This window comes from Bradyrhizobium erythrophlei (assembly GCF_900142985.1).
Lineage (GTDB): Bacteria > Pseudomonadota > Alphaproteobacteria > Rhizobiales > Xanthobacteraceae > Bradyrhizobium > Bradyrhizobium erythrophlei_B.
In genome coordinates, this window is the sequence record NZ_LT670849.1 from 803,956 (window position 1) to 816,355 (window position 12,400).

The 12,400-nt window shown below is 59.7% G+C and carries 12 protein-coding genes and 1 pseudogene; 3 read left to right on the forward strand and 10 right to left on the reverse strand.

Going from position 1 to position 12,400, the window contains the following annotated elements; genetic code table 11:
* Positions 1-10 precede the first annotated feature (10 nt).
* A pseudogene (locus BUA38_RS03585) lies at positions 11-763 on the forward strand (IS110 family transposase); the annotation flags it as partial.
* A 556-nt stretch (positions 764-1,319) separates the two neighbouring features.
* On the opposite strand, the gene BUA38_RS03590 reads toward BUA38_RS03585, so the two are convergent.
* Positions 1,320-1,832, reverse strand: coding sequence for a GlcG/HbpS family heme-binding protein (locus BUA38_RS03590; protein ID WP_072816739.1), 513 nt, complete (start codon positions 1,830-1,832; stop codon positions 1,320-1,322).
* Positions 1,833-2,179: 347 nt separating this feature from the next.
* Here BUA38_RS03590 and BUA38_RS03595 point away from each other — a divergent pair, with 347 nt between their 5' ends.
* Entirely contained in the window at positions 2,180-3,697 is a 1,518-nt protein-coding gene (locus BUA38_RS03595; protein WP_172805974.1) for an MBL fold metallo-hydrolase, read from the forward strand.
* Between the two features lie 932 nt (positions 3,698-4,629).
* The gene (locus BUA38_RS03605) at positions 4,630-5,829 is read left to right on the forward strand and encodes a 50S ribosomal protein L11 methyltransferase (RefSeq protein ID WP_072816742.1); all 1,200 of its coding nucleotides are present in this window, start codon (positions 4,630-4,632) and stop codon (positions 5,827-5,829) included.
* A gap of 222 nt (positions 5,830-6,051) precedes the next feature.
* Here BUA38_RS03605 and BUA38_RS03610 read toward each other — a convergent pair whose 3' ends face one another.
* The 9 genes from BUA38_RS03610 to BUA38_RS03650 all read right to left on the reverse strand — a co-directional run bounded on the left by BUA38_RS03610 (position 6,052) and on the right by BUA38_RS03650 (position 12,400).
* Complete coding sequence (locus BUA38_RS03610; protein WP_072816743.1) at positions 6,052-6,354, reverse strand: putative quinol monooxygenase; 303 nt, start codon at positions 6,352-6,354, stop codon at positions 6,052-6,054.
* Between the two features lie 240 nt (positions 6,355-6,594).
* On the reverse strand, positions 6,595-7,149 hold the full coding sequence (locus BUA38_RS03615) for a thioredoxin family protein (protein ID WP_072816744.1): 555 nt from the start codon (positions 7,147-7,149) through the stop codon (positions 6,595-6,597).
* A 16-nt stretch (positions 7,150-7,165) separates the two neighbouring features.
* Positions 7,166-7,861, reverse strand: coding sequence for a cytochrome c biogenesis CcdA family protein (locus BUA38_RS03620; protein WP_072816745.1), 696 nt, complete (start codon positions 7,859-7,861; stop codon positions 7,166-7,168).
* Positions 7,862-7,923: 62 nt separating this feature from the next.
* Positions 7,924-8,157 carry a pentapeptide MXKDX repeat protein gene (locus BUA38_RS03625; RefSeq protein ID WP_083587431.1) on the reverse strand — a complete coding sequence of 78 codons (234 nt, stop codon included), beginning with the start codon at positions 8,155-8,157 and terminating at the stop codon, positions 7,924-7,926.
* Between the two features lie 166 nt (positions 8,158-8,323).
* The gene (locus BUA38_RS03630; RefSeq protein ID WP_425304964.1) at positions 8,324-8,869 is read right to left on the reverse strand and encodes a sugar O-acetyltransferase; all 546 of its coding nucleotides are present in this window, start codon (positions 8,867-8,869) and stop codon (positions 8,324-8,326) included.
* Between the two features lie 224 nt (positions 8,870-9,093).
* A complete protein-coding gene (gene dhaK, locus BUA38_RS03635; protein ID WP_072816748.1) occupies positions 9,094-10,083 on the reverse strand; it encodes a dihydroxyacetone kinase subunit DhaK in 990 nt (329 codons plus the stop codon).
* Positions 10,084-10,101: 18 nt separating this feature from the next.
* Positions 10,102-10,521, reverse strand: a complete 420-nt coding sequence (locus BUA38_RS03640; RefSeq protein ID WP_072816749.1) for a hypothetical protein — start codon at positions 10,519-10,521, stop codon at positions 10,102-10,104.
* Positions 10,522-12,129, reverse strand: coding sequence for a phosphoenolpyruvate--protein phosphotransferase (gene ptsP / locus BUA38_RS03645; protein WP_072816750.1), 1,608 nt, complete (start codon positions 12,127-12,129; stop codon positions 10,522-10,524).
* Positions 12,119-12,400 carry an HPr family phosphocarrier protein gene (locus BUA38_RS03650; protein ID WP_072816751.1) on the reverse strand — a complete coding sequence of 94 codons (282 nt, stop codon included), beginning with the start codon at positions 12,398-12,400 and terminating at the stop codon, positions 12,119-12,121. The genes ptsP and BUA38_RS03650 overlap by 11 nt, the downstream gene beginning before the upstream one ends.

Genomic DNA, 12,400 nt, shown 5'->3' on the forward strand with positions numbered 1-12,400 from the left:
CCCCTGAATTGAAGCGGTTTGCGAGGCGGTAACACGGCCTACGATGCGGTTCGTGCCGGTCAAGTCACCCGAGCAACAGGCGGCGCTGTCGATGCACCGGACGCGAGATTTGCTGGTCAAGCAGCGTACGCAGCTGATCAACATGATCCGCGGTCTACTGGCCGAATTTGGCGTCGACATCCCCAGGGGGCTGGAACGGGCGCTACTGATGGCGCGGCAGATCGTCGATGGCAAAGCGCTTGAGGTGCCGATGGAAGCTGCCAGGATCGTCGCTACACTGTCACGGCAGGCGCTCGACACCCACATTCGGCTTCGCGAGATTGATCGTGATCTGGCCGTTTGGCTACGTGGCAGCGATGTTGCACGTCGTCTGATGACCATCCCAGGCATTGGGCCGGTCGGCGCGACGGCACTTGCCGCATCGGTCACCGATCCGCATCAGTTCCGCTCGGGGCGGCAGTTCGCTGCCTGGTTGGGACTGACGCCACTTCAGAAGTCGAGCGGTGGCAGAGAGCGGCTCGGTCGGATCACCAAGATGGGCGACAAATACCTGCGCAAGCTGCTCATTGTCGGCATGACGTCACGCGTGCGCCGTGCAAGGCACAATCCCACAGTCGATCCTCGCCTGGCGGATCTGCTCACCCGAAAGCCTACAAGGGTCGCCACCGTCGCGATGGCGAACAAGACCGCGCGGATCATCTGGGCAATCATGGCACGTGGCGACACCTATCGCGTCGGCCACCGGCCAGCGTTGGCTTCATAAACAACGACACAAGGTTTAGCTGAAAAGGAGATCAGCTTCACGAGGTTGCGAGCGCGATGCGATGTGACGGCAGACCGGTCAGACCGGGAACTGGGACAACCCAAGCGATGTCTGAGGCGTCATAGCCTGTTAAGCAGAATGGGACCTTGTTCGCGGACTCCATCAGGGCCAGCAGTCTCAACTGACTGCATCAGTAGGCCGAACAGAAGACTGCACCCGACCAATGCCACTGCGTCAATTTAGCTCTTGCAACGCGGGGGCCATCCACAGAGGACGTCGTCAGTTCGCCCATGACAGAGCTTCGCGACAATCCCCGCCGTGAAGACGAACCTTCTCGCCGTCAAACGATCTTTCGATTTCACTTAGCTTTTCCAATTTGGAGGGGAGCGAGGAAAGCCAAGCGAGGAGCGCCGATGCTGCGTTCTTGCGCTCTAACGTCGTCCGATCGCTCACGATCTACGGAATTATTTTCGTAATTCTAATCTATGCTTCGCTGTTCATAACAACGCAAATACCTTCCGTAGCTTCCGTTCTGTAGCGAGCTTGCGGTGGATATTTATTGCAAGCGATTGGCGATTTTGGCGACGGCGGCCTGTGAGCAGACCTCGTCTTTGTCGCCCCCCGGGGCGCCACCAACTCCGATCGCACCAATAACTTCATCGCCTGACTTTATGACGACTCCGCCGGCCACCAGAAACACGCCCGGAAGATGTTGCAGCGGCCCGAAGGCCGGTCCGCCGGAGACTCTGGCAACAATCGCACTCGTCGTATTTTCGCTGAAGTTGGGCCCAAGCGAAACTGCCGCATAAGCCTTTCCGCGGCTGCTATCGATGGTATGGGGCGGCGCCAGATCGCCCTTCGCCACAGCTTTGATGGCGCCGGACGCGTCCAAAACCGTGGCCGTGGTGTGATAGCCAGTCCTCTCACACGTTGCCACCGCTTCGGCGGCCGCCTCCAAGGCGATTGCGAGGGAGATTTGTCTTCTTGTCGAAAGAGGCTCAGCACATGCGGAAGAGACCCACGACGAACCGATGACGACCAACGAAACAATCAACAAAGAGCGAGACATGAAACGGATGCTCCCAAGGGCTGTGCTCTCGACGGGGCTTGCACATTTGACAAGGTCGATGCGTTACTACGTCGCTTAGGGTTGCTTTGTTACGCACCCTTTTCAGAAAAGTTTCTTCGCGGTGCACCACATCGGAGGCTGGCGTCGGCGATCACACGACGGGCACCCCGCATTCAAGGCCGCATCCCTGTCGCGATCGCAGACCAAACACCTGTCTCACGCAATCGTTAGGTGGCGAGTTTATCCCTGGTCGTTACGCTATCGCCTGCGAATTTTCCGCGCGACCGCTCAGCCGTGCGCGTTGGGGAGGAAACTTCATGAAACTTCTCTTTTTGTGCGGCAGCTTCATGCTGGCGACACTGGCGGCGCCGATTGCTGCGCGCGCGCAGAGCACGTCGCCGGTCGACGCCGTCAACCAGGCGGTGGGCGCCATTGGTGGCGCCGATGCGCTGCGTGCCATGAAAAGCTTGACGTTCAAGGCTGACGCGCAATTCTGGGAGCCTCAGCAAAGCTACGTCGCCGATGGCGAACCCCGGCTCATCGGCAACTCCAAAATCACTTTCACCTGGAAAAATGACAACGACACATCGCGGACGGATTGGGAGCGCAAATTCGAGTATCCGTTCGTCGAGGAGAAGAAATATAGCGAAATCGTCACGTCGAAATACGGCGCTGTATCCGCAGGAAGCAGCGAGGTTCCGATGTCGAATATCAGGTTCGCTTCCTATCGGCGCGAGCTTGAACGGGCCCTTCCTAACCTCCTGCTGAAAGCGCTCGATGCGCCGGCGACGGTTTCTTCGTTGTCCAACCAAACCCTCGACGGCAAGTCGCTGCCGTCCGTCGCCTTCTCCGACGGCAACTTCAAGTTCGCCATCTTGTTCGATCCCTCGACCAAGCTGCCGGCCGCAGTCCGCTCTTTTGACGACGACTGGGTCTACGGGGACATGATCTACGACCTCGTATTCGCCGATTGGCGGTCGGTTGATGGGATCAAGTTTGCATACTCGCAGACGTACAAAGTCAACGATATCAAGGTCGGTCACCTGGACGTCAAGGACTTCAAGGTGAATCCGACAATCCCGGCTGATACGTTCGCGATTCGCGACGAAAACCAAAGAGAAGCGAAAATGCCGGCGTCGGTGCCCTACCAATGGGTGATACGGCGTCTTTTCCTCGGACGCTTTCTCGACAGCGATGCGGTCAATTTTCCAGCGTCGGCAGCGGGCCTGAAGCTGATCGAGCTCTCGCCCAACGTGCAATTTGCGACCGGGGGCAGCCACAACAGCCTTATTATTTTGCGAAAAGATCATCTCGTTATCATCGATGCTCCGATCAACGAATGGCAATCGCGCTGGACCATTGATGCGGCGAAAGCGAAGTATCCGGGCAAGCCGGTCAAGTATCTGGTGCTCACGCATCACCACAACGACCACACGGGCGGCGCGCGGACCTACGTGGCCGAGGGAGCGTCCATCGTCGTCGCCGCACCAAACAAGAAGCACTTCGAAACCGTGTTTCAGCTCCAGCATAAGCTCGTGCCCGACGAGCTTCAGAAGAGCAGAAAGCCGGCCAATATTATTGAATTTTCCGACCACATGACGCTAAAGGATGAATCTGGCGACATCGAACTTTACAAAATTGCAAATCCGCACGCCGACGGCATGCTAATGGCACACCTTGTCAGCGATAATATTGTTTGGGTGACCGACTTGTACTCGCCGGTCCGCGACAAGGACCGCACGGAAATGTTTGTCTCCTTCTACGAGGCGCTCAAGCAACGCCACATCGCGCCGGCCCGTATCGCGGGCGGGCACGGTGGCGTCGTACCAATCTCAGAGATGGAAGCGGTGATGGCAGCACAATAGCTCCTCCCCACGAGAACAAGCGATGCCTGACCGAAACATGGCGCCTGGGCCGTTTGTTTTCCTTTGGTCATCGCTCCGAGCCCGGGCTGTTTTCTCTCGATCACCTCGTTAGCTCTGTGGCTCCTGATACACGGCGCAGCGGTCGCTTTAACGTGATCGGCAGATGCGCAAATTCTGCGACGGCTCCGTAACAAGCGAATTGGAATCGCGAATTTAATGGGACGTAGTGCGCTTTGACCAAGGCCGGTGCGCTTCTTTGGCGCTCCGGAGTGATGGTCAGATCCAAAATCTGCAAACTGGTTCGATTTCCACTGCGACATTTGTTTTGTCGAAGCGAACCTTAACCTTAAGCCTGCTCCGATCACGTAGGAGAGACACATGAGAAACTCTGCGACCCTATTTTTGACGTTGGCCACTTGCGCCGCGGCGCTAGTGACCGTTCCCATGGTCACACTCGCCAAGGCCGCCACAAACGACAGCGACAAAGAGAAGGCCAAGAAAATCCAAGCGAGCCCCAGCTTTAGCGATCCAAGGTCAACTGATCGGGCAAACGCGACCTGCTTCCGAGCCATCGACTGTGCGACGTGGCCTCCCCGGATAAATGATGATCCTGATCGAAAAGCTGGGGGTGCGGGCGGCATGTGAAGCCCGGCGCGCGAATGTCAGGCCTTCCGCGCAACTAGCTTCTGTTTGTAGCAATCGCACAAAGCGGGGCGCACCGCCGGCTTACGGTGCCGATCATCGCGGCCGAGCGGAAGTGGCCAGCCGCTGGTCAGCACCGCGACAGACCGATCCGGAAGTTAAGTCGGGCAAAACCGTTGAGGTTGGTTGCCCAGAATTCCCTGGCACAAATTTGGTGAATCAGGCGTTACTACTCGCGTAACGCCTACCCAACCCGCGGCGTATGTCATCACGTGCACGAACACGATCCGATGACCGATCCCAAGCCCCTTTTTGACATTGACAGCCTAGAGGCGTCGCTCCCGATCAACCGCGGAGATCGCGACGCACTAATCGCAAGGGGCTTGTCGTTGCATCGTCTGGGAAAGACCCAGGATGCCGTTGCTTGTTTCGAAGCTGCCCGTCAGGTCGCTCCGAACGATGAGCTGGTTCTGACAAATCTTGGTGTTTCGCTCGCGGACTGCGGGCGTTCACATGAAGCAGTCGTCGTATTTCGACAGGTGCTGAAGCGCAATCCGGAAAACTTGTATGTGCGGCACCAACTGCGGCGGCTGATCTCTGTCATCGTCCCCTTCTGGCACGTGCGGATGTTAAACGACACCCACCGAAACGATGCATTTGACAGCGCCATCCGAGCCGCGGTCGCAAGGAAAGGTCGGCTCGCGCGAATTCTGGACATCGGGACAGGCAGCGGCCTATTGTCGATGATGGCCGCGCGCGCAGGGGCCCAGAATATCGTCGCTTGCGAGAAGGTGCCGCTCATCGCTGAAGCAGCAGAACGTATCGTCGGGCTGAACGGATTTGACGACCGGATAAAGGTCGTCAACAAAGCGTCTACCGAACTCATCGTTGACAAGGACCTCGACGACCGAGCCGACATTCTGGTCTCGGAGATCATATCCAGCGATCTTCTGGCAGAGAACGTGCTGGATACATTTGAAGATGCGCATGCGCGACTGTTGCGCGAGGACGCGACCATCATCCCCCGCGCCGCGACGGCCGTCGGATGTGTGGTTGGTAGCACGGCACTCGACAAATATGCCTTTGTGAATGAAGTGTCGGGATTTGACATTTCGCCGTTTGCCGCGCTTTCGCCGCCGCGACTGCCCGTTCATGGCATCATGACCTCGTGGCGGAGGCTAACAGACGATTTCGAGCTGGTCCGGATCGACCTGACTGCAAAGAAACACCTTCCGTTCATGTGCAGGCTTGCCATTCCTGTGAACGAGGACGGTGAAGCCGCCGGCGTTGTACAATGGATCAAGCTGGACCTCGGCGAGGGCGTTACCTTTTCCAACCACCCCGACAGCTATTTCGATGGTGGATGGCTGCAGGTCCTGCACACGTTTCCGCAAGTCGTTCCCGTGATCAAGGGCAAGCCGTTGATGCTAACAGTAGGTCATGATCGCATAAGTCTCGTCATCATGCCGAGCGAAACGGTTTCGCGCTGACGCCGTGAACCAGAACCACTGGGCAGCAGCATGCCAGGTTTATAGCCCTCGTTGTAAGCGTCGAGAGCCAAAATGGCTAAAGTCAGGTCCCTGTCCATTTGCGTCAACGGCGTGAGCGTGGAGACTGGAGCCTTGTGGGCCATGGCCGGTGGTGCGCCTGAGACCTTGAGTGGCTTCGCTGTGATGGGAACCACGAGCGGACCACTGACGTGGAGGCCGCGGTCAAGCAGGAAGCTTGTCGGCCAGCACGGTTGGTTGGCGAATCTCGGGGGACACGGCAAGCAGATCAGCCGCATTCGCCATGAGCGCCGCGGCGACCGCGCCGTTCAGATGGGCGGTCCGTCCGGATTCATCGTTGAATGCGTCAAAGATCGCGAACGTCGTCTTGTCGAAGCGCACGGCAAACCAGGCGATCGTGCCCGTCTCTGCCATGACGAGGCTTCGTGCATTTGCAAGAAAAGACGCGACGTCCTCCTCCCGACCTGGCTTTGCCTTCAGTTCAACGTAGAGTGCGAAACGCGTCATCAGAGAACTCCTTTTTTCTTTGCGGGCTAGCCCCAACATGTACCCCCACGAAGGGATATTATTTCACGCTTAGAGTGCCGAATGGTCGCGGACCGCTTCCGCCAATGCGGGTTTCAGATCAACGAAGCACTGGTCGAGGGCCGAGGGATCCTCGCGGTTCAAGGGGATCATCTTGGCCCGCGCCTCGCCTCCGCGGATGACCTCGAAGGCAACTTGCTCCATTCCCTCGACGACAGCCGCCTAGCTTGTCGCGCTCAGGAGACGCCGGACTGCGTGCTCGATCTCATCATATTGACCTTCGCCCGCATGACTGAACACGACGTTGCCGCGCTGGTCGACGATATATTGGGCCGGCCAGTACTGATTGCGCCATGCGTTCCAGGTCGCCGACTCGTTGTCCTGCGCCACCGGATAGGTGATACCGTGGCGTCTCAGGGCAGCCTGCACATTGCCGGCCGACCGTTCGAATGGAAATTCGGGGGTGTGGATGCCGACGACGACAAGCCCCTTGTCCTTGTATGTCTCGTAGAGCTTGGTCACGTAGGGCAGCGTGTTGACACAGTTGTAGCAGCCATAGGTCCAGAAATCGACCAGCACCACCTTGCCCCGCAAATCACCGATCGAGAGCGGCGCCGAGTTGAACCATTTCGTGATGCCGACGAAATCAGGCGCCGTAGCACGGGCGTCGGCCACCTGAAGGAGCTTGCGATTATCGCCGGCTAATACTGGCGCCGCCAGAGCGGCCGCGGCGAGACCAGCGATTGTGGTGAGAACGGTTCTGCGCGATTGGATCATATCAAGCTCCTTTGCGTTACAGGCCGAAGTGAGTTTCCGGAATGAATTGACCGAGCCAGGCGAGCGCGATTGCGTCGTATTGCAGAAACGCGCTCAACGCGAACGCGATGACGACGGCGCCAAAGGCCTGTTGCAGCCGCCCGGCGTAAGGGGCAAGGCTTCTCAGTCTTGTCGAGATTGCCTGTCCGCCATAAGCGAGGCCGAGCATGGGCAATGCCGCGCCGACGGTATAGGTCAGCAGCAGTAGCGCTCCGTGGGCGTGGTCGGGCGACGTTGCAATTGCGGTCAGGATCGCTCCCAGCACTGGGCCTGAGCAAGGCGTCCAGATAAGCCCGAGCGTTGTGCCGAGAATGAAGCCGCCGAGATTCGTTTGGGCCGCCGTTGTCCCCTGCACCGCAAGGCCAGCATTCGCTAGTTTAGCCGTCACCCGCTCGAATGCAGCCGGCCAGATCATCAACGCGCCGAAAACCAGCAGGAGTGCAAGTCCCGCCTTGCGCAGCGTGTCGGGGTCAAAGCGCAGAGCGGTCGCAACCGCGTTCAACGCAAGCGCCACAAAGGCGAACGACAGCACAAAACCCGCCGCGATAAGAGCCGGTCGGGCGCCGGCGCGCTGGCCGATTGACGCTCCCAGCAGAATCGGGAGCACCGGTAGCGTACAGGGCGCGACGATTGTCAGCATGCCGGCGAACAGCGAGAGTATGAGATCGGTCATTGGCGCACCATGGACGTACAGCGAGCGCGCCCATCTTAGGGCGCGCCCGCTGGGGAATGCCCTTACTTCTTCATTTCGTCCTTTTTCATGCCGTCCTTCGACATCGAGTCCTTGGACATCGCGTCTTTGGACATCGAATCCTTCGACATCGAGTCCTTCTTCATCGAGTCTTTGGACATCGAGTCCTCCTTCGACATCGAGTCCTTCTTCATGTCGTCGGCGAAAGCCTTGGGTGCCAACGCGAGCCCGTATGACAAGGTCACGGCTGACAGGATAATGGCGGCGCGCTTAATCATGCTGCAGAATCTCCTTGAGGACATTTTCCAATTGGCAACGGTCGTGGCCCTTTGAACTTCGAAAGAGACCGTCACTCGTTACAAGCCAGAACAAAGAATGGATCACAAGGGCGTGAGCAGTCCCGATGCTGTCGAGGTTACAAGTGGCTCCTCGAATACGTCGGCCTCATAGGATCCCTGCTGGATTTCCAACAGCGGTTGCACCAGTTGGAACATCCTTCGTGACGACGGCACCAGCCCCAATTATCGCGTTGTCACCAACGCTCACGCCCGGGAGAATAACGGCGTTTCCACCGATCCAGACGTCCCGGCCAATGCGAACCCGGCGGCCAAGCTCAAGTCCTACTTTTCGCACGGCTTCGTCGCGTGGATGATCTGCGGCGTAGATGTGAACGCCCGGCCCAATTTGTGGGCGGTCTCCAATCAAAACTTCGACCACATCCAGGATGACGCAGTTGAAATTGATGAGCGCTCCAGCACCGAGTTTGATGTTGAAGCCGTAGTCACAAAAGAATGGGGGCCTAACTTCGACACCATCACCGACGAAGCCAAGTTTGTCTAACAGAAGTGATTTTCGCTGTGACGGCGGTGAAGTGTTGTAGCGGCTAATCCAATCCGATGCTGCGGCGAGGTACCGCTGTATCTCGGGATCACTGGGACGATAAAACTCATCCGTCACACGATCATAGTGCTTCGTTGCACTACCTGCTATCCGCCGCGCAACGGCCACAACCTCGCCCAACGTTCGGGTTCAACGTCGGCCGTCCAGCGGCTATGGCTTGAACAATGCGCGTGACGACATCCGCTTGGCCTATCTCGCGCTCTTTGCGCCTAGTCGAGGTTCGAGTCAGCGGAACGCTACCGCCTTCCCCAAACCAGCCAAGCCTGCGATATCTCGTCCAAAGAGTTTAGTCGTAAGCCCTTGAAGCGCACATTCTAAATTCCCCAGCGCAGCGCGGCTGTATGAACGGGCGCATCCCAGAGGCGCCTCAATTCTTCATCGAGCAGCGACACCGTCGCCGAGCAGCCGGCCATGTCGAGCGAGGTAACGAAATTGCCGACCAGTGACCGAGCGACGGTGCCGCCGGCGGCTTCGACGCCGTGGCGGACGTCGTTGTACATGAGGTAGAGCTCGGACAGCGGTGTGCCACCGAAGCCGTTGATCAACAGGATCACGTCTCCCCTCGCCCGCGCGCCAAGATCGGCGGTGATAGCGCCGACCATCTCGGCCGCGATCTCTTTCGCCGGCCTGAGCTTGACCCGCCGGCGTCCCGGTTCGCCGTGGATGCCGACGCCGACCTCCATCTCGTCATCGCCTAGCTCGAAGGTCGGCTTGCCGGCCGCGGGAACGGTACAGCTCGTCAGCGCGATGCCAATCGAGCGCGTCGCGGCGTTGACGCGATCGCCGAGCGCCTTCAGCTCGGCAAGACTCCTGCCTTGTTCGGCCGCCGCACCCAGGATCTTCTCCACGATCAGCGTGCCGGCCACCCCGCGCCGCCCAGTGGAATAAGTCGAGGTCTCGACGGCGACATCGTCGTCGGTGATCACGGTCGCGACCGATTTCCCGGACATCTCTCGCGCCATATCGAAGTTCATGACGTCGCCTTCGTAATTCTTCACAATCAACAGCACCCCGCCGCCGGTGTCGGCGGCTTCGATGGCCGCAATGATGAGATCCGGCGTGGGCGAGGTAAAGACCTGTCCGGGAACGGCGGCGTCCAACATGCCTTCCCCGACGAATCCGCCATGGAGCGGCTCGTGTCCCGAGCCGCCGCCCGATACCAGGGCCACCTTGCCTCGCTTGAGATGACGGCGCAGCACAAAGGGAGCGGCTTCGCCTAGGCGAACAATGTCGGAATGCGCACTGCAAAATCCCGCAAGGCTTTCCTTGACCACGTCCTCGACGGCATTGATCAGCTTCTTCATCCCTCCCTCCCTGCTTTTTTAAGTATCCTCGATCAGCCTTGCGATCTTCTCCGCGAATTCGCTCAACAGCGTGTCGAGCTTGTGATTCTTTTGCTCGCTCCCGAGATCGGGCAGCATCAAGGTGAGCCGCCTGCTCCGCTCGCGTTCCTTCAGGAGCAACAGCCGCCGCGGATGCGCGCGATGATAAGCGGCGAGGAACCGCTCCTTTTCCTGCGCCGAGAAATGGCAGACCTGGATGATCGCATTCAGATGCTGCGCGGGAATCGGCGTCTGATAGACCGGGTTGGCGATCTGGGTGATAAAGCTGCGATTCTTGCCGAGCGCTTCCGCCAGGCGTTGTCGCATGCCGGATGGCCGGCGATCGAGAATGTCGCGCAGGATGGTCTTGTAGGCCGCAATCAGATCTTGCGAATTTTCCGGAGTCGCTTGCGTGCTCATTTAGGCTTTGCCCGAATAGCGGGAGATTGCACCTCTCACCGGTCCAAGCGCTCCCGGCGCTACCGAAAAGCTGCGCAAGCCCTGGTCAAGCAATGAGGCGACTTGCTGCGGATCGCCCGCGAGGTCACCGCACAGGCTCGCCTCCCGGCCGCGGCGCCTCGCATGATCCACCACGTGAGCGATGAGTTGGAACACCGCGCGCGAGGGACGCGCGAGATCGGCGAGCTGCGGCTCGTCGCGGCTTGTAGCCATGACATATTGAATGAGGTCGTTGCTGCCGATCGAATAGAAGTCCGCATTGAAATCCTCAACCGCAATCGCGGCAGCCGGGACCTCGACCATCATGCCGATCGGCGGCATCGCCGCCGCGCCCCCCTGGTCGTTCAGCTCGCCGACGACGCTGCGAAAGAGGTCACGGCACCGATCGAGCTCTTCTGGTACCGTCACCATGGGTATCATGACCTTCAGATTTCCTGTCACCGCAGCGCGCGCCAGCGCCCTGAGCTGAACGCGGAAGACGTCGAGCCGCTTCAGCGACAGCCGCACGCCGCGCACGCCGAGAAATGGATTGAGATCGCCGGCCTCTGTCAGGCCCGCGATCGGCTTGTCCCCGCCGGCATCCAGCGTGCGAATGGTCACCGGCTTGCCAGCGGCCCATTCCGCCATCTGCCGGTAGACCTGGTATTGCTCTTCCTCGGTCGGCAACGCCTCCCGCTCCTGGAACAGGAACTCCGTCCGCATCAAGCCAATGCCGTCGACCTGAGACGGATTCATCTGCTTGAGCTCGGCGAGGCCTGTGACATTGATCATCAGCTGGACCTGCTCACCGCTTGCCGTCGACACTGGGCCGCTGAACGCTGACCCCGACTGCCGCGCCGCCGCCTGCTCGACAAGACGCCGGTGATAGTTTGCACGCAACGCGGCGTTTGGATTGATGATCAACGCCCCTTTGTCGCCATCCAGCACGGCATCGACCCCGCTCTCAAGATGATCGATGTCGACGCCGACGATCATCGGCACGCCGCGCGAGCGCGCGAGGATCGCGACATGGCTCGACGGGCTGCCGCGCCGCAATACCAGGCCGCCGTCGCGCCACTCGGTGGCAAGGAATACCGACGGCGGCATATCTTCCGCCGCAACGATAACGCCGGACGGCACGGCCTGATCGACTTCGCCGGCAAGCCGCCGTAGCACCCGGTCGCGGAGGTCACGCAGGTCGGATGCACGGGCGCGAAAATAGGGATCGTCGGCCTGATCGTAGGTTGCGATCTCGGGGTCGATGGCGGCAAGCCACGCCCGATTGGCGGCCTCGCCTCCGGCAATCAGTGCAAAGGCGGGAGCGGCGAGGTTCTCGTCGTCGAGCAGTGCGATCTGGAACGCGAGGATGGCCTCGGCGTCCTCGTCCTTTAGCTTGCCGGCGAGCACGGTCAGATCAAGCCTGGAGGTCTCGATCGCGTCCACGAGGGCTTGCTGCTCACTGGCTTTGGAGCGCGACTTGCGCGCAACAGACTTCGCCGTAACGAGCCGCAGCAGCGGCCCCACGGCGATGCCCGGGGCGGCGGGCCTGCCTTCGATGCGATGTGGCGCGCGAGACGTCCTATGGTCCATCCTGGAAATCTCCATCGACCAGCATCACCAGCGCGTCCAGCGCCGCTTTCGCATCCTTGCCCTCCGCACGAAAATAGATGGTCGAGTCTTTCGGCGCCTTCGTTGCCATGACCTTGACGATGCTCTTGGCGTCGACCCAGGGACCGTCCGGCGAGAGCCCGAGGTCGATCTTCGATTCGAACGCCTTGGCAAGCTTGGTCAGCTTAACCGAAGGCCGGGCGTGGAGCCCGACCTCGTGGCGCATAAGAACCGATGCCTTGTGCTTGTTCAT

Bases quoted from the DNA above. Each gene is read 5' to 3' on its own strand.
- dhaK (WP_072816748.1), bottom strand. From the start codon at position 10,083: ATGAAGAAGCTGATCAATGCCGTCGAGGACGTGGTCAAGGAAAGCCTT.
- BUA38_RS03620 (WP_072816745.1), bottom strand. From the start codon at position 7,861: ATGACCGATCTCATACTCTCGCTGTTCGCCGGCATGCTGACAATCGTC.
- ptsP (WP_072816750.1), bottom strand. From the start codon at position 12,129: ATGGACCATAGGACGTCTCGCGCGCCACATCGCATCGAAGGCAGGCCC.
- BUA38_RS03640 (WP_072816749.1), bottom strand. From the start codon at position 10,521: ATGAGCACGCAAGCGACTCCGGAAAATTCGCAAGATCTGATTGCGGCC.
- BUA38_RS03610 (WP_072816743.1), bottom strand. From the start codon at position 6,354: ATGACGCGTTTCGCACTCTACGTTGAACTGAAGGCAAAGCCAGGTCGG.
- BUA38_RS03650 (WP_072816751.1), bottom strand. From the start codon at position 12,400: ATGAACAAGCACAAGGCATCGGTTCTTATGCGCCACGAGGTCGGGCTC.
- BUA38_RS03590 (WP_072816739.1), bottom strand. From the start codon at position 1,832: ATGTCTCGCTCTTTGTTGATTGTTTCGTTGGTCGTCATCGGTTCGTCG.
- BUA38_RS03625 (WP_083587431.1), bottom strand. From the start codon at position 8,157: ATGATTAAGCGCGCCGCCATTATCCTGTCAGCCGTGACCTTGTCATAC.
- BUA38_RS03605 (WP_072816742.1), top strand. From the start codon at position 4,630: ATGACCGATCCCAAGCCCCTTTTTGACATTGACAGCCTAGAGGCGTCG.
- BUA38_RS03615 (WP_072816744.1), bottom strand. From the start codon at position 7,149: ATGATCCAATCGCGCAGAACCGTTCTCACCACAATCGCTGGTCTCGCC.
- BUA38_RS03595 (WP_172805974.1), top strand. From the start codon at position 2,180: ATGCTGGCGACACTGGCGGCGCCGATTGCTGCGCGCGCGCAGAGCACG.